At 65.8% G+C, this 20,520-nt stretch carries 19 protein-coding genes, 1 tRNA gene and 1 pseudogene; 13 read left to right on the top strand and 8 right to left on the bottom strand.

The window, feature by feature from the left end; translation table 11 throughout:
- Positions 1–5: 5 nt before the first annotated feature.
- Positions 6–680, top strand: a complete 675-nt coding sequence (locus AC07TY_RS06040; protein ID WP_494784685.1) for an arsenate reductase/protein-tyrosine-phosphatase family protein — start codon at positions 6–8, stop codon at positions 678–680.
- A gap of 13 nt (positions 681–693) precedes the next feature.
- Here the strand turns inward: AC07TY_RS06040 and AC07TY_RS06035 are convergent, their stop codons facing one another.
- The gene (locus AC07TY_RS06035) at positions 694–2,010 is read right to left on the bottom strand and encodes an NAD(P)-binding domain-containing protein (protein WP_494784684.1); all 1,317 of its coding nucleotides are present in this window, start codon (positions 2,008–2,010) and stop codon (positions 694–696) included.
- 87 nt (positions 2,011–2,097) lie between these two features.
- Here AC07TY_RS06035 and AC07TY_RS06030 point away from each other — a divergent pair, with 87 nt between their 5' ends.
- Both AC07TY_RS06030 and AC07TY_RS06025 read left to right on the top strand, forming a co-directional pair.
- Complete coding sequence (locus AC07TY_RS06030; RefSeq protein WP_494784683.1) at positions 2,098–2,448, top strand: ArsR/SmtB family transcription factor; 351 nt, start codon at positions 2,098–2,100, stop codon at positions 2,446–2,448.
- Positions 2,445–2,963, top strand: a complete 519-nt coding sequence (locus tag AC07TY_RS06025; RefSeq protein ID WP_494784682.1) for a GNAT family N-acetyltransferase — start codon at positions 2,445–2,447, stop codon at positions 2,961–2,963. Before AC07TY_RS06030 ends, AC07TY_RS06025 begins: the two co-directional genes overlap by 4 nt.
- Before the next feature lie 13 nt (positions 2,964–2,976).
- Here the strand turns inward: AC07TY_RS06025 and istB are convergent.
- Positions 2,977–3,537 (bottom strand): annotated as a pseudogene (gene istB, locus AC07TY_RS06020) (IS21-like element helper ATPase IstB); the annotation flags it as partial.
- A 149-nt stretch (positions 3,538–3,686) separates the two neighbouring features.
- Here istB and AC07TY_RS06015 point away from each other — a divergent pair.
- A complete protein-coding gene (locus AC07TY_RS06015) occupies positions 3,687–3,974 on the top strand; it encodes a helix-turn-helix domain-containing protein (RefSeq protein ID WP_494784681.1) in 288 nt (95 codons plus the stop codon).
- Here AC07TY_RS06015 and AC07TY_RS06010 read toward each other — a convergent pair.
- Positions 3,971–4,387, bottom strand: coding sequence for a hypothetical protein (locus tag AC07TY_RS06010; protein ID WP_494784680.1), 417 nt, complete (start codon positions 4,385–4,387; stop codon positions 3,971–3,973). The two genes, AC07TY_RS06015 and AC07TY_RS06010, sit on opposite strands and share 4 nt — an antisense overlap.
- 18 nt (positions 4,388–4,405) lie before the next feature.
- Between AC07TY_RS06010 and AC07TY_RS06005 the strand changes: the two genes are divergently transcribed.
- Entirely contained in the window at positions 4,406–5,323 is a 918-nt protein-coding gene (locus tag AC07TY_RS06005) for a hypothetical protein (RefSeq protein WP_494784679.1), read from the top strand.
- Positions 5,324–5,365: 42 nt separating this feature from the next.
- Here AC07TY_RS06005 and AC07TY_RS06000 read toward each other — a convergent pair whose 3' ends face one another.
- Positions 5,366–7,345 (bottom strand): hypothetical protein, encoded by a 1,980-nt coding sequence (locus tag AC07TY_RS06000; RefSeq protein ID WP_494784678.1) that lies wholly within the window; start codon positions 7,343–7,345, stop codon positions 5,366–5,368.
- Entirely contained in the window at positions 7,342–8,229 is an 888-nt protein-coding gene (locus AC07TY_RS05995) for a hypothetical protein (protein WP_494784677.1), read from the bottom strand. Before AC07TY_RS05995 ends, AC07TY_RS06000 begins: the two co-directional genes overlap by 4 nt.
- Before the next feature lie 626 nt (positions 8,230–8,855).
- Here AC07TY_RS05995 and AC07TY_RS05990 point away from each other — a divergent pair.
- The 3 genes from AC07TY_RS05990 to AC07TY_RS05980 all read left to right on the top strand — a co-directional run bounded on the left by AC07TY_RS05990 (position 8,856) and on the right by AC07TY_RS05980 (position 11,108).
- Entirely contained in the window at positions 8,856–9,281 is a 426-nt protein-coding gene (locus tag AC07TY_RS05990) for a hypothetical protein (protein WP_494784676.1), read from the top strand.
- A gap of 206 nt (positions 9,282–9,487) precedes the next feature.
- Positions 9,488–10,618 carry an ImmA/IrrE family metallo-endopeptidase gene (locus AC07TY_RS05985; protein WP_494784675.1) on the top strand — a complete coding sequence of 377 codons (1,131 nt, stop codon included), beginning with the start codon at positions 9,488–9,490 and terminating at the stop codon, positions 10,616–10,618.
- A gap of 13 nt (positions 10,619–10,631) precedes the next feature.
- Complete coding sequence (locus AC07TY_RS05980; RefSeq protein WP_494784674.1) at positions 10,632–11,108, top strand: hypothetical protein; 477 nt, start codon at positions 10,632–10,634, stop codon at positions 11,106–11,108.
- On the opposite strand, the gene AC07TY_RS05975 is transcribed toward AC07TY_RS05980, so the two are convergent.
- From AC07TY_RS05975 to AC07TY_RS05965, 3 genes are all read right to left on the bottom strand, one after another.
- A complete protein-coding gene (locus AC07TY_RS05975) occupies positions 11,098–11,976 on the bottom strand; it encodes a DUF6602 domain-containing protein (RefSeq protein ID WP_494784673.1) in 879 nt (292 codons plus the stop codon). The genes AC07TY_RS05980 and AC07TY_RS05975 overlap by 11 nt on opposite strands.
- Before the next feature lie 337 nt (positions 11,977–12,313).
- Positions 12,314–12,403: transfer RNA gene (locus AC07TY_RS05970), tRNA-Ser, on the bottom strand.
- A gap of 409 nt (positions 12,404–12,812) precedes the next feature.
- Positions 12,813–14,162 (bottom strand): LCP family protein, encoded by a 1,350-nt coding sequence (locus tag AC07TY_RS05965; protein ID WP_494784672.1) that lies wholly within the window; start codon positions 14,160–14,162, stop codon positions 12,813–12,815.
- 210 nt (positions 14,163–14,372) lie between these two features.
- On the opposite strand from AC07TY_RS05965, the gene AC07TY_RS05960 reads away from it, so the two are divergent.
- The 5 genes from AC07TY_RS05960 (at position 14,373) to AC07TY_RS05940 (ending at position 20,411) form a co-directional block, all read left to right on the top strand.
- On the top strand, positions 14,373–15,284 hold the full coding sequence (locus tag AC07TY_RS05960; RefSeq protein ID WP_494784671.1) for an EamA family transporter: 912 nt from the start codon (positions 14,373–14,375) through the stop codon (positions 15,282–15,284).
- A gap of 25 nt (positions 15,285–15,309) precedes the next feature.
- The gene (gene pnuC, locus AC07TY_RS05955) at positions 15,310–15,990 is read left to right on the top strand and encodes a nicotinamide riboside transporter PnuC (RefSeq protein ID WP_123505576.1); all 681 of its coding nucleotides are present in this window, start codon (positions 15,310–15,312) and stop codon (positions 15,988–15,990) included.
- Positions 15,991–16,103: 113 nt separating this feature from the next.
- Entirely contained in the window at positions 16,104–16,904 is an 801-nt protein-coding gene (locus tag AC07TY_RS05950; RefSeq protein ID WP_148061162.1) for a hypothetical protein, read from the top strand.
- Between the two features lie 68 nt (positions 16,905–16,972).
- Positions 16,973–18,358 carry a MoxR family ATPase gene (locus AC07TY_RS05945; RefSeq protein ID WP_123505578.1) on the top strand — a complete coding sequence of 462 codons (1,386 nt, stop codon included), beginning with the start codon at positions 16,973–16,975 and terminating at the stop codon, positions 18,356–18,358.
- Complete coding sequence (locus AC07TY_RS05940) at positions 18,351–20,411, top strand: vWA domain-containing protein (RefSeq protein WP_494784670.1); 2,061 nt, start codon at positions 18,351–18,353, stop codon at positions 20,409–20,411. The genes AC07TY_RS05945 and AC07TY_RS05940 overlap by 8 nt, the downstream gene beginning before the upstream one ends.
- Positions 20,412–20,520 lie beyond the last annotated feature (109 nt).

Raw genomic sequence — 20,520 nt, 5'->3', positions numbered from 1 at the left:
AGGTAATGAACGCTGAGCTAACAGAGACGATCGAGGCTCGGGCCGCGAAGCATGCCGCTCTGGCCGATCCGGCACGCCTGCGAATCGTCGACCTGCTGACCCTCGGGGACGTCTCCCCGACCGATATGGGCCAGCAGCTCGGGATGCCCTCGAACCTGGTGGCGCATCACCTCAAGGTGCTGGAAGGCGTGGGCATTCTGGTTCGGGTCCGGTCCGAGGGTGACCGCCGGCGCAGCTACCTCCACCTCGCCCCGGGCGCCCTGACCGGGCTGACCCCGACGGCATCGGTGGCCGCGCACCGGGTGGTGTTCGTCTGTACTGAGAACTCGGCCCGGTCCCAGCTCGCCGCAGCCCTGTGGGCGAGTGCGAGCAGCATCCCTGCCACATCGGGGGGAACTAACCCCGCCGCGCGGGTCGAACTCGGTGCCATTCGGGCAGCGAAACGACACGACCTAGGCCTGCACGAAGCCACCCCGCAGCTGCTCGCTGACGTTCTTGGGCCGGATGATTTCGTGGTCACGGTCTGCGACAACGCTCACGAAGAACTGACCGTCCCCTCCGGGCTGCACTGGTCGATCCCCGACCCTGTCAGGACCGGAACGGATGCGGCATTCGAGGCCGCTTTTACGGACCTCGAACACCGCATTCAGGAACTCGCCCCCCGCCTCACCAAGGCCTAGCTGGGCCTTAGGTTCAGGCATTGACGGGTGCGCGGCCGATCTGCAGAAGTGTCGGTGCGGGGGCGCAGCAGGCGCCACCCTTGGCGCCGGTCGGGTCATCGAACAGCCCCGCACCTCCACACACGCCGGTGTCCGGGAGGACGAGGTCAATGCGGGCGGCGGCCTCGTGGTCGCCGGCGAGTTCCGCGGCGACGCTGCGGACCTGCTCATACCCCGTCATCGCCAGGAACGTCGGCGCACGCCCGTACGACTTCGCACCGACGAGGTAGAAGTCCTTCTCAGGCTGCGCGAGGTCAGCCGCTCCCGTGGCGCGGACGGACCCGCAGCTGTGCACGTTCGGGTCCACCTCCGCCGCGATCCGGACCGGCGCCTGCAACGTGGCGTCCAGCTCGAGGCGCACCTCGGACAGGAACGACAGGTCGGGACGGAACCCCGTCAGAGCGACCACCAGGTCTGCCTCGGGCAGGGCGCGTCCGTCCTCGGAGATAAGGACGGCGCCGGTCTCTGAGGTGTCGATGCGTTCGACCCGGAACCCGGTGACGAGATCGACGATCCCCGCTTCGACGGACTTCTGGGCGCGGGCACCGAGTGCGCCACGCTCGGGCAGCTCATCGGCGGTACCGCCGCCGAACGTGTTCCCCACGTTCCCTCGACGAAGCACCCACGTGATCCGAGTCTCCGGGTGCTGTTTCGCGACGCGGGTCAGCTCGTTGATCGCGGTCGCGGCGGAATGCCCGCTCCCGACGACGACCGTGTGCTTCCCAGCGAACCGGGCAGCGTCATGAAAGTCAGGAATCCGGTACGACACGAAGCCGGCCGCTGCTTTCTCGCCAAGCGCAGGGAGACCATCGGCGCCCAGCGGGTTCGGGGTCGACCAGGTACCGGAAGCGTCGATGACGGCACGCGCGTCGATGCGCTGCTCGCTGCCGTCGACAGTGACATGGACCGTGAAGGGCTGCTCGCCGCGGCCCGCATCCACCAGGCGGTCGCGGCCCTTCCGGCCCACCCCGGTCACGGTCGTGCCGTATCGCACCCGATCGCCGAGGGCTTCGGCGAGGGGCGCGAGGTAGCGGCTGATCCACTGCGACCCGATCGGATACCCAGTCGCTGGGGCAACCCACCCCGTCCCGGCCAGGAGACGGCCGGCCGCCGCATCCACCAGCTCGGGCCACGCAGAGAACAAGCGAACGTGACCCCACTCCCCCACCGCTGCCGCCGGACCGGCGCCCACCTCGAAGACGAGCGGCTCGATCCCACGCTCGAGAAGGTGAGCGGCAGCAGCGAGGCCCTGAGGGCCGGCACCGATGACAACGACAGGAAGATCAGACACGGGAAGACTCCTCGGATCGAGAACGGTCAATACATCGACTGTGCTCGATACATCGACAGATGTCAATGCGACTGGCAGACTGAACCCATGACCACCAGCGCCGCACTCCTTCTCCAGCCCGTCGACGCCTGCTGCGCACCAGCCAGCGAAGACGCGCTCGACGCGTCGCAAGCTGAGGACGTGGCGAAGGTCTTCAAGGCCCTGGGAGATCCGACCCGGGTCCGGCTCCTATCCCTCATCGCAGCGAGCCCCACCGGGGAGGCGTGCATTTGCGACCTCACCGCTCCGGTCGGGTTGTCGCAGCCGACCGTGTCCCATCACATGAAGCAGCTCGTCGACGCTGGCCTTGCCGTCCGCGAGCAGCGCGGCAAGTGGGCGTACTACCGCGCCAACTTCACCGCCCTCACAGCCAGCAGTCGGGCGCTCAACCCGGCATGACCGAGGTGACGATCCGCGTCATGGAGGCGGGCGATTGGCCGGCCGTAGAGCGGATCTATGCCGAGGGCATCGCGACGGGGAACGCGACCTTCCAGGACACGACCCCGTCCTGGGAAGAGTTCGACGGCGGGAAGATCCGGGATCTCCGCCTCGTCGCTGTGGACGCGCAGGGCGACGTCGTTGGGTGGGCGGCCGCGTCGACGGTGTCGTCTCGGCCGGTGTATCGGGGTGTCATCGAGCACTCCATCTACGTCGCCGAGACCGCCCGCGGTGCCGGGGTCGGCCACCTGCTCCTGGCGGAATTTATCACCGTGTCGGAACTGGCCGGGGTGTGGATGATTCAGTCCGCGATCTTCCCCGAGAACCAGGGCAGCCTTGCCCTTCATGCCGCGCACGGATTCCGGGAGGTCGGCATCCGCGAACGCATCGGGCGGATGAGCTTTGGTCCGTGGGCCGGGCAATGGCGGGACAACGTCTTCCTCGAACGCCGCAGCACCGTCACTGGAACCGACTAGGAAGCCCGCCCGGTCAGGCGGTTTGCTGCTGGCGGGTGTGGGCGAGCCGGTAGGACGCGGTGCCGGTTTCGATGATGGTGCCGTTGAACGTCAGCCGGTCAACGATCGCCGCGCACAGCCTCGGGTCGGTGAAGGTCTTCGTCCAGCCGGAGAACGACTCGTTGGAGGCGATCGCGATGGAGTTGTTTTCCTCTCGCTCCGTGAGCACTTGAAAGAGGAGTTCGGCGCCCCGGCGGTCGAGTTCCATGTAGCCGAGTTCGTCGATCATCAGGAGGTCGACCCGCCCGTAGCGGGCGATGGTGCGGGCCAGGTTCTTCTCGTCGGCGGCTTCGACAAGTTCGTTCACGAGCCGGGTCGCGAGCGTGTACTTGACTCGGAACCCCTTCTCGGCTGCCGCTGTGCCGAGGCCGATGAGGAGGTGGCTTTTGCCGGTGCCGGAGTCGCCAATGAGGCAGAGCGGCTGTCCGCGTCGGACCCAGTCGCCGGTGGCGAGGGTGTTGATGGTGGCGGGGTTGATGTTCGGGTTCGCCTCGAAGTCGAAATCCCCAAGCCACTTGTCCCTCGGGAACCTTGACCCGGCTACCGAGTCCACTCCGTTCAAGGCGCTCTTGAGCTGCCTAAGAGGTGAGATAAGACATATTGCCTGGTCCGCGCGCTTCGAGTAGCGGACGTTGACTCGGCGAGGTGTCGCCCATTCGCGACATCGGCTCCTAGCCTTGAGACATGGCAAGAACGGCGCGATCTACCCCGGCGGAGTTAGCGCCGATGCCATGGCCCGAGGTCGCTTCGTCCGATATCTACGGAGAAATCGCTCGGCAATTCGTCATCCGGTTGCGCGATGAGATGAGGGGTCGGCCGCTGAGGTCCGTCGCCGCGCAGACGAATATCCATCACGTAACTCTCCTTCGGATCCTGAATGGGCACGCTTGGCCAGATCTGGCCACTATTTCTCGGCTCGAGGTTGGTCTAAATGCCGACCTTTACTCGTCTCGGAGCGCTCGGAACCTCTAGCCGTCACCGTGCATGTCTGCCCTCAAATCAGGCGACAAGGGCCACCGTACTGAACCGTAGGGAATGTACTCGGCTCCAGTAAGACTGGCCATGTCCTGAAGTGTCATTTCGCGATTGAGTGGTTCGTCCCCTGCACCGGCTTGGAGCTGCCGGGACTTAAGCATCAGAAGCGCGAAAGCGACAAGTGGCGACTCAGGATTGCCGTTCGACTTGACTACCCTCGCACCAGTGACCATGTCCCCCACCACGCTTACCTCCTCGTCCCGTCGTGTCATCACGACGTCAACGCGTCGGCCGAAATCGACGAACTCGACTTCCGTGAACGCGGGGAGCGTGATGCCGGTTAGCCAGCCGAGGTCTGTCGATACGCCTCCGATTCTGGTGACTCGGATTGATGCCGGAAGTGAACTCACGTTGATTACTATAAACGAATGATGATGAATTGTCCCAGCGCAGGCAATGACCACTACGACTACACGCCCGCCATGCCTACCGAGCTTTGGACCAGAATTGCTCCGTTCGTCCGCGAGATGGTGCGCGCGGCTGCACCGGGCACGCCTTACAGTCAAAAACAGCTGTATCCGGTCATGGCGATGATGGCTCGCTGGGCAGTCGAAACTGCCGGGTACCCCCTCAAGGTCAAGATGATCTTCCACCCGTCCACGGTGGATCGCTTTAGCAGGCAGGGCCTCAGCCATTACACGACTGCTGGTCGCGCCACCATGCGGTCCAAGCTGCGGAGCATGTCGACGGCGCTCCTCGGCGAAGACCGTGAACCGGACAGAGATATCGGCATCCAGCGCTCCGACCCCCAGGCCCCCTATGCGGAGCCAGAGCTGGCGGCGCTGCTGTCGTGGTGTTCGGTTCAACATTCGCCGGAGCGACGCAGTTCTGCGAAAGCGTTGCTCGCGCTCGGCCTGGGCGCCGGACTTACAGGTCGAGAAATCTGCTCAATTGCAGCGGCCAACGTCGAGGTCGATGGCGACGGGATCCTCATTTATGTGCCTCAACCGACATCTCGCCGTGTGCCCGTCATCCGCGAGTGGGAGGGGTTCCTGCGCGAGCGACTCGAGTACATAGGTCACGAGGGATGGGTCTTCCGCTCAGGCCAGGCCGGCAGCAACGCGAACCTCATCACCGACTTCGTTACCCGTTCGAATCAGCGAGTTCCTCTTCGAGCGAGGCGGATGCGTGCTACTTGGCTGGTGCGGCACTTGTCGGCCGGAACGCCCCTTCCGGCCTTACTCGAGGCCGCGGGCCTCAAATCAGGAGAGGCTCTCGACCGGCTGTTGCCCTTCGTAAAGCCAGCCGACGACGAGTTGACGACGTTGTGGCTGCGGGAGGTATAGAGAACGCCCCGCTCCCGGCTTGAGCCGGGACACCTCAGAGCACTACGACGACTCGATGGGTTTGCGCCCCCTTCTGCGGCCCGTGCCGGTGGTCGCTGCGGGCTGAACCGGCTTCGCCGCCGCTGCCCGCTTCTCTTTGAGCGTCATCCCCCGGCGCCTCTTGGGCTTCGTGTAGAAGCGGTGATAGTTGGAGTAGCCCTGCTTGTCGCGGTTGCGGTCGCGGTCCTCTGTCACAACGCCGGCGGCGCGGTCGTGGAGGAATTTGTTGATGCGGGCGAAGTTTGCAGCGGTTAGAACCATAGTGAGGATGAAGCTCTGGGCGGCGAGGCCTCGCATCATGCGCCGGTCGGCGTCTTCCAGGCCGTGAATCCGCTTCAGATAGGCGTTCATGCCCTCCATCGACTGACGGTCATGGGAGTACACCGTCAGCCATTCTCGACTGGCGTACGTGAGCTCCTGCTTGGTGGCCAGCCCCTCGTTCCACTCGACCATGACAGACTCCTTGGTGCAGAAGAGGTCTGGGTGGACGGGAATGAGGTCCTCGTCGATGTGGGGGCGGTGCACGTTGGGGCTCGCCTTGGCGTGGAGCTCCACCAGGGGGCAGGTCACTGTGGCACTCTGCCTCCGAGCGGGGCAGTAGTAGCGTGCGCCTCCCTGTGCGTCTGGTTGTGAGAGTGGGCGGGCTCGGTATTTCTTGCGCTCCTCGATTTTGATGAAGTACTCCTTCGGCGCGATGCTTCCGTCCCTTGCGTCGAGGGAAAGCGTCCGAAGGTCCAGGGGCGTGGCGGGGCAAAGCAAGTCACCTTCAACTTCGAGGGCACCGTGGATAGTCTCCTTCTGAGGTCCCAGCTGGTGCCGCTTGTAGTCAACGACGAGGCCGATTCCACGCTGAGCGAGCGGGATGTGGAACGCGTCCATCTCGATGCCGGCGTTGTACCCCCGGTCCACTGACAGTCGGCGGACGTTCCACCCGCGGCCGATGAGCGAGTCGACGTTCGACATCGTGTGTTCGCCGATGGAGCGCCCGAACTGGTGAAGGCTCGCGGCCGCTATGAGCTGCGGGTGAGCGTCAGGGGTCTCGGGGTCGTTGACCGTCATCATCAGATTTGCCGCGTACGACATCTGGAAGTCGGGAATGGGCCCGTTAAAGTCTTTGTCCTGCCGCCCCTTGTCCCTCGGGTAGGGCGTCGCGTCGATTTCCATGACGGGCTTCTTCGCTTCCTCCCAGACCATCTTGCCGTCGCGCTCAACCTCGATTTCGTCGAACACTTCGGGGCTCCCCGGCTTTTCGTGGTCTCTACGCCACGGCATCGCCTGACTCGGTGCGGCGATGGCGCTCTGGTCCGCAGACAGCGCGCCCTTCCACGCTTCCTGGTACTCGAGTGGCAGAGCGCGCAGGCTCATCTCGAGCATGGTGTTGGTGAATTCCCGTGCACGAGGCTCCTTGAGAGCCACCATCGCAGCGGGGCGGTTCCCTTCGGATTTCGCTTTCTCGCGGTCCTTCCGCTCGAGCAGACGGCGCGGCGCGGGCCACGCGTCGAAGGTGCCGATGGTGCCGTAGAGCATACGTGCCACGCGCATGTACCACCTTTGGTAGTCGCGCTTAGGGTCGCCGGTGTCGATGAGGTGGTCGACGCCGAGTACGACCCGAGCCTTCTTCGTGAGACGTGTGTGGAAAGCATTTGCGTACTCGCTGATGAGCAACGGAGTTCGCTCGTCGGCCAACGTCAGAGCCATGATGAGCACCTGGCGTCTCGTGAGAAGTGGATTGCGGCCACCGGCGTGCTTGCCAGATGCCTCGCGGTCGTAACGGAACCATCCGTCGACCAGGGGGTCGATGCCCGCGGCGTCGATGCGTGCGGCGATGATGGAAATCTTCTTGGCCTTTATAGGGGTGGTCTTGTTGCCCGCTGCCTTGACCTCGTCGACGTCAAGCAGTCCGCTTGCCGCAATTGTGTCGTAGATGGCGTGGGCCGCGTCATCGAGGATGCCGCCCATGATTTCTGCTTCGGAGAGGGTCACGCGGCACCTCCGACGGTCTTCGGGTCGCGGAGGACCTCAGCGAGTTCGGCGGGGTCCGGGATGGTGAAGTACTCGGCGTATGGGTCGAGGGAGGAGAGGTTCTTGTAGCCGGCGACGTAGAGGAGCTCGCCGGCCGTAAGCACGGGGCACATCCCGGCAATCCAGGTCGACCGAAGTCGGGCGGCATCGGGAACGCGACCACCGGGTCTCGTCCCGAAGGGCCGAGCGTTGTCTTCACGACGCACTCGTTTCATCGGGCCTGGCCGGGAGAGAGACTCACCGCTGGCTGCCCCCTTAAGCGCTCGTCGGATGTACTCCTCGTACTCGCGTAGGACGACGACGGAACGAGGGAACCCTTCCCGCACGTGAAGAACGAAGCCACTTCCAACTGTTTCGACGTCGTCGACGACTACGTCCAGCAGCTCATGTCGGCGGAGTCCTGCACCCCCGCAGCCTCCCATGATGGCGAAGCCGAGACGACGCTGGGCGGGCTCGCGAAGGCTTGTGACGAAGGTAGACATCGCGGCGATATCCTCCCGCGCGAGGGGTTTGACCGTCATAGCCTGGGGCGTGCCGAGCCGACGAGCCTGCCGCTCACCGCCGAGGGCTTCGGAGACGAGGAGGAGCCGCCGTTCATATTCGCGACGCTTCAACGCCGTCGGCTGGCTTGCCGCGAATCGCTGGATGACCGATGCGCGGAGGAGGGTCTCAGTGCGAAGCGGAAGCCCAGCGACCTCCAGTGCCCACACCGCCAAGCGAACGAGCGGCAGCATGACCTCGCGGACGTACTTCGCCGTCGCAAACTCGACCCGAAGGACGGTCCCGAGCACGAACGGCCGCGCGGCATCCCACTGGTGGGCGGGAAGGTGGGGGACGTAGCCCATGATGGCGTCCTGAACGTCGACGGCGTGTCGGTGCTGATTAGTATTAGCAAAGTGTGCTACATCGTCGAGCCTGGCGGAAGAGGGGGCGGGAATCTGAAGGGTGGGATCTTGGATCATGCCGCCTCTATTCCGCGAGGGTCGAACCGGCTGGGACTTTTTCTGGACCGCCGTACCCGCGGGGCTGAAAACGTGGCCTGGTCGCGCCAAACGGCGCCATGGCTGAGGGCGCGGAAGCTACGCCTAGCGCCACCCACCCACCTGTGCGAAACGCTGCTGGAAGGGGAGCGATAACTGTCAACATGACTATGGGGCGCAGACGCGGCAGGCGACATCCGTAAGCTCCGGTGTTGAAGAGGACCGCTCCATCGACATCGGCTGCGAGTCGGTCCAACCCTTCTCGAATCAAACAGTTTCCGGCAGCGTTCGCCCCGACGCCATTACGGGCCTCGAGAAGACAAAGTCAAGACTCACATCTGCCGCGACGCCAGCTGCTCGTCCCGAGGACTAAACCAGTCGGGCGCCATGGCGCAAGGGGCGGTGTGCTCCTGCGCGAGCTCGAAGTAGCGGTACCTATCTGTCGGCCCCGGCATCTAGTCCATCTGCCAACATGGACAGGTCTGTCATTCATGAAGGATCGGGACCCCAGCGCAATGGCCACAAAATGGACCGGCAACTACTTCAACGCAAACGCCATAAACGAGCAGTACGGGATGGATTCCGAGAAAACGAATGCCGATGGTGTCGAGCGGTTGATCGATCGCGACCTGCTCGACAAGAAGGACCCGCTCTGGGGCGCATTCCCGCGTGACCACAGTATTTGCTTCTGGCCGTCGAGTAAGAAGGTCGCCGGCGGCGTCCTCTGGATCACGACACCTTATGCCGAGGACACCGCCGAGCTTCGCGCTGGCGTGGAAGCGTTCGCCGACCGATTCCGTCTAAGTTCGCGAGTGAACAATCCCGCGGACAAGGTCTACGCCCCGGAAGATACTCTCCCGCCGCACCCGTTGTCCATCGCGTTCTGGCGAGCGGATCGTATCGATCTCTCCGAATAGGACACCCAGCGTCGGGCCCGTCCGGGGTTGGTCACACGCCCCGCTCTTGCGGAGCCAAAGGGGGACCGTCTTGTTGGGGGCTCGCCTTCACCGCGACGCGACGTTGTCGACGCATGCTTGCCCTTATGGTGAGACCGATACTGATCGCCGTACTGGACACCGCGCCTCTGGTTCGTTTATCGAAGGAGACAAGGTAGCCTGCAATCGTGGCTCAAGTGCCGATCAACCCGTCAATCCTGTCTTGGGTCATGCAGGACGCCGACATCGATGCTGAATCTGTCGCGACCGTCACGGGCAGATCACCCGAGCTGGTTCATTCCTGGCTGGACGGCACTGCGAAGCCCACCAAGGGCGACGTTCAGTTACTCGCAAAACATGTGGGCCGCTCGGTTCAATTCTTTTTCTTGAGTCAGGCACCCCTTTCCTCAGGCGTAGGTCCGAAGTTTCGGGCCGCAGTCGGAGGCAACAGCCACAACCCGATCGCAGAACTAACGGCTGTAAGAACGACGTCGCGACTGCAACGAATCGCTCATGCTGCGGCCCAAGAGGCCCAGGCTGAACCAGTCTCGTTGCCCAAACCATCAGCTTCAGCGTCGGAATACGCCGACATCATGCGTCACCATCTGAGCTGGACGACTCAACTTCAGACCAAGGCCACAAGCAAGTCAGCTTTATTCCGCGAAGCTCGTCGGCGAGTGGAGCAACTGGGAATCGCGGTGATGTACCGCGACCTCGGTGAACAAAATTGCAGGGGTTTTTCGCTCACGGATCCACTTGCACCCGTAATCGCGATCAACTCGTTCTACAAGCAACCCGCGCTAAGAACATTCACTCTGCTTCATGAGCTGGGCCACCTCGCCAACGGCACTGCCTCGATGTGTCACTTCGAGGATTCTGCCGACGAGCGATGGTGCGATGCGTTCGCGGCCGCCTTCCTACTGCCCGAGCAAGATCTGCGAACTTATTTCGAGCGTAAGAACTGGTCTTCCGTGTCTCTCGGCCAGATGGACGAGCGGATCAAGCTCACTTCAAATCGCTATAAAGCCAGCTGGCAGGCCGTGGCCATCCGCCTCCGTGACCTCGGCTTGACTAACGAGGAGGTTGTTGCCCGCGCCTTTGCCACTAACGGCGATGCGAATGATCCTCCTGGTTTTCTGCCTGGTGGCGGACGAACCACACCCGTTATCCGCCTGGACGAATACGGCTCGACATTCACGAAAGCCGTGCTTGCCCTTAGAACCGCGAATCGACTTAGCGAGCTCGATGCTCGGCGCTATCTTCATGTAAACGGTTCAGAGCTCAGTAGCCTTCGCGAGCTCGCCGGCGGTGTCGGCTGAAGTGAGGATCTTCGTGCTTGACGCGACGGCACTCGTCGCTTTAGAGACTGCGGCGCCCATCTGCGGTATCACATTCCCCGATCTTCTCAATGAGCTGACGACTCTGGCGGAGGATGGTGAACTCATTTGCCCACCTCTGGTCATTAAGGACTGCAAGCAACTCGGCGAGACAGATTTGGTGACGAGTTGGGTTCGAATGGCTCAAGCGAGTTTCCACGACGCCAGTCCCCCATGGGACCTAACGGAGGAAGCGCTGTCGATGTGCGACGTGCTGTTCGATCCCGACGACACGGACGAGAACGCTCAAATCGAGGTTGTGGCCCTCGCATTGCAACGCTCACGAGCGGGACACGAAGTCGTCGTCGTTACCGACCAGTGGGTGGCGCTGCCAGACGGTAGGGGACCGTTAGGTCCCACATTCAATTCCGTAAAGGTTGCTCAAGCTGAAGCATGGGATGTAGCAAGCTTCATCCTCGAAGTCATGCCTTGACGGGCAGGACTATTTGGCGTGCGATCTCTGGAAGGTAGGAATCGAGCCAGCCGCTCTCGGCATGAGTTCGGGAAGCAATTCCAGCCGACAGGGCCTGCGCAAAGATGAGCAATGCGCGCCCTGGCTCGAAGACGTAGCGAGTCCCATTGTTCACAAGGCGCGACACGGGATACGAGTGACTACCCCGCACTTCCCAAGAACCAGAACCGGCGGCCTCAACCCAGCTCAGGTCCATACGCTTTCCGTCAGCCCCGACGACGTGCAGCGGAACCAATCCCAAACCACCCGAGGCTGCTGTCCCAGCCAGGCCAGGATTCAGCACGCATGAAATGTCGGGCTCCTCCATTTCGCCCAGGTCATTCACTTCCTGAGCACGAGAGGACGGACTACCTGAAGCCGAATACCCAAAGAATCCCGTGAGCGGCACCTGGCGTCCGCCTTTTGGCGTGAGCTGTTTGACACTGGCGAACTTTGCACCTGCATCCGCTACGGCGGCCGCATCCACTGTCGTTTTTACCTCCAGAGCGGCGACGACCGTCTCTACGGGAAATAGCAGTTGAGTGGATTGGGCCATGACCTGGGGTTGCGAGACACGCTCATAGACAATGACGTCGATCTGCTTAGACCGAGCGCCCGAGCTGTCGATGATAATTCCGGTACCGACCTCGACCGTTGACGGCAGAAGGCGGGTGGCCAGTTGAGCCAGCGCCAGTTCATTGGCCCTCCCCATCTCCCCGTTATGCCCTACGAGACGATTGAAAACCTCGGCTTCGACCTGGAGTTGGCTCGCGACTCCGGTCCAGTACTGTTCGACGATTCCGGGCTGATTCAACTTAGGGTCCCATCTCTTATCGACCAAGTTGATCACAAAACGTCTCGGTCGCCGACCTAGATTTTCGGGTTTCCAAGAGTGCCTTGACGCACGTCAATCCGACGCGTCGAACTAATACCCAACTCGGAAAGCCACGGTGGTTTTGCTCGCCCGCAGATCCCCTAATTAGGAGAAGAGTGCCGTGCACCGGAGATGGTTGAAACAGATCCCTCTAATTCCTAGGCCGCGCCACTGCTAACGCAAGCGCCGAAGGGGGACGGGGGCGTGCCGCCCCCAAGAGGGAAGAAGACCCTCGAGGTTACTCGAGGGCCTTCTGACCGGGGGTTTTAGATTCGTAAACAATCTTGCCGAGTTTCGTAAACGCCCCCCAGTGCGGAGCCGGTGGGATTTGAACCCACGGTGCCCAAAAAGGGCACTCCACCTTAGCAGGGTGGTGCACTAGGCCGAACTATGCGACAGCTCCTCGGCGCCCGACTTGCGAGCGCACGGCCTCCACTATAGCGGAGGCCGGGCGAGATCCTGCGCCATGAGGTCGCTGACCCCGTGTCCGCATTAACGCGGACGTTTTTGCCCCCCGATCTGGGTGGGAATGTCCCCTTGTCCTCATTTGTGCGGACACCTAGAGTTCTATTCACCAGCCCGTTCCACCCCGAGGCGCTCCCCAGTCTCGACGGCCCGAATCCGTCGAGTCGCGCCTGGAACGGATGTTCCGCCGTGCAGAGATGCCCGGACACGCAGCGCCCTGCGAGGCCGAACACCCCTGATCCCGGCCTCGCAGGGTCTCACTCCCGCTCATCCCCTGAGCGGTCGAGTGACTGAGGCCGCCCCGCGAGATGGTTACTCGCGGGGCGGACCTTTCTCTCAGGGAGCACCTAGAACTTGTAGGCCACCGAGCAGGTCTTGTCGGCTGCCGTCTGACCGGTGAGGCCGCTGATCTGCGTCGTCTGAGACGGCGACGTCGTCGACGACGTCGCAGGAGCAGTCGGCGTCCCGGCGGCCCCGGACGACGGCGCCGCAGGCGTGGTGGCGGGAGACGTGGCGGTCGATCCGGAGGTGTCCTCCGAGCCGATGCCGGTCGACCCCTCCGGGATCGTGAACTGCTTGTCGGCCTTGATCGCGTCGAAGAGGAGCCCTGCTGTGACCGTGTCGGGCTGGACCTTGCCCGAGTAGACGCCGGTGCCGGCGGTCGAGCCGGGGTACTGCACGAAGTTCACGTTGGCGAGCGGCAGGTCTTTGAGGGCGACGCCGATCTCGATCATGCGGCTGACGTTGTTGAGGCTGTTCGAGAGCGTCATGTTCTCGGTCGCCGCCTGCGCCAGCTTCAGGAGCTTGGCCGGGTTGCCCAGCACGCCCTTCGACTTGATCGTGCGGAGCATCGACGAGAGGTACACCTGCTGGCTCGAGATGCGGCCGAGGTCGGAGCCGTCGCCGATGCTGTGGCGCGAGCGCAGGAAGGCGAGGGCGTCCTGCCCCTGCAGCGTGGTCGTGCCCGCCGGGATGTCGAGGCCCGTGTAGGTGTCGTGGATCGGCTTGTTGGCGCAGACCGGGACTCCGCCGATGGCGTTGGTCATCTCGATGACGCCGTTGAACGAGATCAGGCCGGCGAACGGGATGTCGAGGCCGGTGAGGCCCTTCACCGTCTGGACGACGCAGTTGAGGCCCCCGTACGAGTACGCGGTGTTGATCGGCTGCGCCGACATCGCGCTGGACGAGCCGGAGCCGTCCTCCTTCTTGCAGGACGGGATCGGAACGACGAGGTCGCGCGGGATGCTGACGGCCGTGGCATTAGTGTGGTCGGCCGACACGTGAAGCAGGATGTTGACGTCGTTGAGCGTCGCGTCCCGCTCGCCGAACTCGGTCGTGCTCTGCTTCGCGTCGTTGTCGGTGCCGACGATGAGGATGTTGAAGCCGCCCTGGTAGGCGCCGATGCCGGTGCCCTGGAGCGCCTTCTCGGTCTCCTCGCCCTGGAGGGCGACTCCGCTGCCCAGATTGTCTTTCAGCTGCTTGATGGCGATCGCTCCCACGGAGACGCCGCTGACCAGCACGACGGCCGCGGCGATGGCGACGGACTTCAGCACGAACGCGCCGGATCCGCGGTGGCCGAGACGGCCGTGCCGGGCGAGGCCGGAGTCGGCGGGCGACGGGGTCGCAGGGGCCTCGGCGGCCTCCCGGGCTCGGCGTGCGGCACGGCGGGGGCTCTCGGAGCGGTGGTTGTCGCTCACGCGTGTCCTTTCCTCAGGCGGCGGCGCACACGTCGAAAGGCACCCGGGCCCGAATCGCCCGGTACGACGCCGCGCCGCGCGGGGGCGGCAAGGCTCACGATTCTAGCCAGCAGCCATTGACCGCCGCCGGGATTCGGAGGCGATCTGCAGAATGCCGCGGACTGCGGATTGGAGCTGTCCGCCGCGTGGAATCCCCGCCAGGATGGGGCGATGACGCCGACCGACCGCCTCCGCGCCGCCCTCGTCGCGATCGTCTGGGGCGTCAACTTCCCGGCCACGGCGCTGGCGCTCGAGCACTTCCCGCCGTTTTTGACCGTGGCTCTCCGTTTCGGGATCCTCGCGATACCGACCGTCCTGTTCGTGCCGAGGCCGGCGATCCCGGTGCGGTGGCTCCTCGCCGTCGGCACCTGTCTCGGCATCCTGCAGTTCGGCTTCCTCTACCTCGCCATGGACGCCGGCCTCGAGAGCGGTCTCGCATCCATCGTGGTCCAGGCGTCGGCACCGTTCACCGTGCTGATCGCCGGCGTGCTGCTCCGGGAGCGGATCACCCGCCGCCAGGCCATCGGGATCGGGGTGGCGGTGGTGGGGCTCGCCTCGATCGCGGTGCACCGGGCGCAGGTGGCGGAGTTCCTGCCCCTGGCCCTGGGTCTGTGCGGTGCTCTCGGCTGGGCGCTCGGCAACGTGGCGTCGCGCAGGGCGGCGGCCCCGAACGCCCTGCACCTGACGCTGTGGATGTCGGTCGTTCCGCCTCTGCCGATGCTGGCGCTGTCCCTGCTGTTCGAGGGGCCGGGCAGGATCGGGCGGTCGCTGTCGACGGCCTTGACGCTCGACGCGCTCCCGGCGGTGCTCGGGCTGCTGTACGTGATCCTGTTCGCGACGGTGCTCGGCTACGGGCTCTGGAACGGCCTGCTCGCGAAGTACCCGTCGTCGCAGGTCGCGCCGTTCTCGATGCTGGTGCCGGTGATCGGCGTGCTGGCGTCGTGGCTCGCCTTCGGGCAGGTGCCCGACCTCGCCGAGCTGATCGGCGGCGCCTTCGTGGTGGGCGGGGTGCTGTTCGCCTCGCTCTCGCGCGCCCGGCGAAAGTCCATGCGAGGGAATGGAAAACCGGCGACTACGGTTTGACCCTGGCGACCCTCCGGGAGGAATCATGAGCGCCATCCACTGGCTCTTCGACGCGCAGTTCACGGTCGGCAACCAGGCCGTGCTCTGGCGCGAGGTGATCGGCAACCTCTTCGGCCTGATCAGCGCGCTCGGCGGCATGCGCCGCAAGGTGTGGGCCTGGCCCATCGGAATCCTGGGCAACGCCCTGCTCTTCACGGTGTTCATGGGCGCCGTGTTCGACACGCCCCACCCGGTGAACCTGCTGGGGCAGGCCGGCCGCCAGATCATGTTCATCATCGTCTCCGTCTACGGCTGGTACCGCTGGCAGGGGCGCAGGAACTCCGGCGCCACCGCCGTCGAGCCCCGCTGGGCCGGGGCCCGCTCCCGCGTCCTCCTCCTCGTCGCGCTCGTCGGGGGCACCGCCGTGCTCACGCCGATCTTCACCGCCCTCGGCTCGTACGCTCCTGTCTGGGCCGACGCGTGGATCTTCACGGGGTCCCTGCTCGCCACCTACGGCATGGCCAAGGGGTGGGTCGAGTTCTGGCTGATCTGGGTCGCCGTCGACATCGTCGGCGTCCCGCTGCTGCTGAGCGCGGGGCTCTGGGCGTCGGGGCTCATGTACATCGTCTACGGCGTCTTCACCCTGACCGGCTTCTTCGTCTGGCGGCGCACCCGCCGGCTGGCCGACCTGCCGGTCATGCCCGACCCGGCGCCCGTCGCGCGCTGACAGGTCGGCCCGCAGCGCGAGGGCGGGTCTACTGTTGGGATCGACCAAGAATCATGTCCGTGGGGGGCGAGATGCTTCGCGAGCCCCGGCACCCGTCCCGTGAAGGCACTCCCGTGAAGATCAGCCGTACCGCCCGCCTCTTCGTCCTCGTCGCCTCGGCCGCCATCGCCGCGGCCGGGCTCACCTCGTGCTCGTCGCCGTCGACGCCGAGTGCGGGCGACTCCTCAGCCCCGGCAAGCACGCCGACCCCGACCGCCGACGCGAAGACCTACACGTCCGACGACCTGACTGCGCTGATGACGGCCGTCAAGCCGAAAGTCGGCTCCAGCGCCAAGCTCTACGACAACGCCGCTCTCAAGGCGGCCAACACCTCGGCCGCCGGCAGCTCGCCGCTCTCGACCCTCCTCGACCAGAGCGGCGTCACGATCGCGCCCGAGTCGTGCAAGACCAAGCTCAAGGCCGGCCTCGGCATCACGGCCCCGGCCGACAGCGTGGGAGCCGCCCTCGTCGACGGCACCAGCACCGTCTCCGTCGCCACGGTCGCAGGCAAGGCGCTGCCCAGCGCGATCACGAGCGGCGACACCGAGTCGAAGGTGGACGACCTGATCTCGGCGTGCGGCAAGATCACCCTCACCGTCCAGGGGCAGTCGATCACCATCGCGCTGAAGAAGGGCACGGCCTCGACCGACGCCGACCGCACGATCGACCTCGAGGAGACCATCACGCTCCCGTCGTCGGCCGGCGCCGCGGCGGGTGACGCGACCTTCAGCGCCATCACCGCGGTCCAGGGCAACCTGCTCATCTCGTCGACGGGAATCACGAAGTCGACGATCTCGAGCTTCCCGAAGCCGGCCGCCGACGCGCTGACCCCGGCCGACGCCGTCGACGCCGTCGTCGCCGAGGCCGCGAAGTAGGGCTCGATGCGGAGGGCGCACAGCATCGTGTGACGCCGACGACACACAGCGGGCGTACCGTTGCGCGAGTGACCCGTCCAACTGAGGCAACGGTCGGCGAGCTCCGCGCAGCGGGGCACGTCCAGAAGACCCTTCGTGCCGAAATCCGTGACAACCTGCTCGCCGCTCTCCGTGAAGGCCGTGACCCCTGGCCCGGCCTCCACGGCTTCGAATCCACCGTCATCCCGCAGCTCGAGCGTGCTCTGATCGCCGGGCACGACATCGTGCTCCTCGGCGAGCGCGGCCAGGGCAAGACGCGGATCCTCCGCACCATGGCCGGCCTGCTCGACGAGTGGTCGCCCGTGATCGCCGGCTCCGAGCTCGGCGAGCACCCGTACGAGCCGATCACGTCCGAGAGCATCCGACGCGCCGCCGAGCTCGCCGACCTGCTGCCGGTCGAGTGGCGGAGCCGCTCGGAGCGGTACGTCGAGAAGCTCGCAACCCCCGACACGAGCGTCGCCGACCTCATCGGCGATGTCGATCCCATGAAGGTGGCCGAGGGCCGAAGCCTTGGCGACCCCGAAACGATCCACTTCGGGCTCATCCCCCGCAGTCACCGCGGCATCGTCGCCATCAACGAGCTGCCCGACCTGGCCGAGCGCATCCAGGTCGCCATGCTCAACGTCATGGAGGAGCGCGACATCCAGATCCGCGGCTACGTCCTGCGGCTCCCGCTCGACGTGCTGGTGATGGCGAGCGCGAACCCCGAGGACTACACGAACCGCGGCCGCATCATCACGCCGCTGAAAGACCGGTTCGGCGCCGAGATCCGCACGCACTACCCGACCGAGCTCGACGACGAGATCGCGGTGATCCTGCAGGAGGCCGATCTGGTGGCCGAAGTTCCTGCGTACCTGATCGAGATCCTGGCCCGGTTCACCCGGGCCCTGCGGGAGTCGAGCGCCGTCGACCAGCGCAGTGGCGTCAGCGCCCGATTCGCGATCGCCGGGGCCGAGACCATCGCGGCGGCGGCGCTGCACCGCGCCAGCCGCCAGGGCGAGCCCGAGGCGGTGGCCAGGCCGATCGACCTCGAGACGGCGGTCGATGTGCTCGGCGGCAAGATCGAGTTCGAGTCGGGCGAGGAGGGGCGTGAAGACGAGATCCTCGACCACCTCCTGCGGACGGCCACGGCCGAGGCAGTGCGCGCGCACTTCCGCGGCATCGATTTCGGGATGCTCGTCGACGCGCTCGAGGCCGGGACGATGGTGACCACCGGCGAGCAGGTGACGGCGCGCGACTTCCTGGCGGGCCTGCCGTCGCTGGGCGAGTCCGAGATCTACGACGACGTCTGCGAACGGCTCGACGCGAAGACCGACGGCGAGAAGGCCGGCGCGATCGAGCTGGCCCTCGAGGGGCTCTACCTCGCGCGCCGCGTGAGCAAGGAGACCGGCGGAGGCGAGGCCATCTATGGCTAGGGGCAACCGCCGCCTGTCGCGCGACTCGCGCTACGGCAAGTACGCGGGCGGCCCCGACCCGCTGGCCCCGCCGGTCGACCTCACCGAGGCGCTCGACGCCATCGGGCAGGAGGTCATGGCGGGCTACTCGCCCGAGCACGCGATGCGCGAGTTCCTGCGCCGCGGCGGACGCGACCAGGCCGGGCTCGACGACCTGTCACGCCGGGTCGCCGAGCGGCGCCGCGAGCTCGCCCAGAAGCACAACCTCGACGGCACTCTCCGCGAGATCAAGGAGCTGCTCGACAAGGCCGTCCTCGCCGAGCGCGGCCAGCTCGCGCGGGACACCGAGATGGACGACGGCGACCGCGCCCTCTCGGAGCTCCAGCTCGACAGCCTCCCGGTCTCGCCCGCGGCCGCCGTCACCGAGCTGAACGACTACCAGTGGAAGAGCCGCGAAGCCCGCCAGGACTTCGAGAAGATCAAGGACCTCCTCGGCCGCGAGATGCTCGACCAGCGCTTCGCCGGCATGAAGGAGGCGCTCGAGAGCGCCACCGACGCCGACCGGGCGGCCATCCAGGACATGCTCGGCGACCTGAACGAGCTGCTGGCCGCGCACGCCCGCGGCGAGGACACCCCCGAGCAGTTCGACGACTTCATGGCCAAGCACGGCGAGTTCTTCCCCGAGAACCCGCAGAACGTCGACGACCTGATCGACGCGATGGCGGCCCGCGCCGCCGCCGCCCAGCGCATGCGCAACTCGATGACGCAGGAGCAGCGCGACGAGCTCGACGCCCTGGCCCAGCAGGCCTTCGGCTCACCCGATCTGATGGACTCCCTGGCTCAGCTCGACGAGAACCTCCAGGCGCTCCGCCCCGGCGAGAACTGGGGCGGCTCCGAGCAGATGGACGGCGAGCAGGGCCTCGGCCTGGGCGACGGCACCGGCGTCTTCCAAGACCTCGCCGACCTCGACCAGCTGGCCGAGCAGCTCGCGCAGTCGCACAACGGCTCCCAGCTCGACGACCTCGACCTCGACACGCTCGCCAAGCAGCTCGGCAACGAGGCCGCGGTCGACGCCCGGGCCCTGCAGCAGCTCGAGAAGGCCCTGCACGACTCCGCCGCCGTCAAGCGCGGCACCGACGGCTCGCTCAAGCTGACCCCCAAGGCCATGCGACAGCTCGGCAAGGCGCTGCTGCGCGACATCGCCGACCGCATGTCGGGCCGTCAGGGAGCCCGCGACATGCGCAAGGCCGGCGCCGCGGGCGAACGCTCCGGAGCCACCCGCGAATGGGAGTTCGGCGACACCGAGCCCTGGGACGTCACGCGCACCATCACGAACGCGATCACCCGCCAGGCAGGCGAGGGCGCAGGAACTCCCCTCCGAATCGAGATCGGCGACGTCGAGGTGCAGGAGACCGAGGCCCGCACCCAGGCCTGCGTCGCCCTGCTCGTCGACACCTCGTTCTCGATGGCGATGGACAACCGCTGGGTGCCGATGAAGCGCACCGCGCTCGCCCTCCATACGCTGATCACCTCGCGCTTCCGCGGAGACGAGCTCCAGCTCATCGCGTTCGGCCGCCAGGCCGAGGTGATGGACATCGAGCAGCTCGTGGGCCTGGAAGCGATGTGGGACAAGGGCACGAACCTCCACCACGCGCTCCTCCTGGCCAACCGGCACTTCCGCAAGCACCCCAACGCGCAGCCGGTGCTGCTGATCGTCACCGACGGCGAGCCGACATCGCACCTCGAGCCGAACGGCGAGGTCTACTTCAACTACCCGCCCGACCCGCTGACCATCGCGTACGCCGTGCGCGAGCTCGACAACTCGATGCGGCTGGGCGCCCACACCACGTTCTTCCGCCTCGGGGACGACCCCGGCCTCGCCCGCTTCATCGACTCGATGGCCAAGCGCGTCGGCGGGAGCGTCACGGCGCCGGAGGCAGACGACCTCGGTGCCGCGGTGGTGGGCTCGTACCTCGGGTCGCGGGGGGCCGGCGGCTTCGGCGGCGGCGGGCTCGGCGGTCCGGCCGGGTTCGACGACATGTTCGGGCGCGGCTGGGGGTCGTGGTCGGCGTAGGGCCGAGTTCCTGCGCCCTCGTGGCTCGGGTCGGCACGGCCCCGGGGTTTCTTTCTGGAGGGCTTTCCCTGGGCGTGAATTCACCGCCAGGGAAAGCCACTCCGGACGA

The organism is Frondihabitans sp. GW821-FHT04F02 (assembly GCF_059420045.1).
The sequence above is the reverse complement of the archived record's forward strand: the minus strand, read 5'-3'. Positions and strand labels throughout refer to the sequence as shown.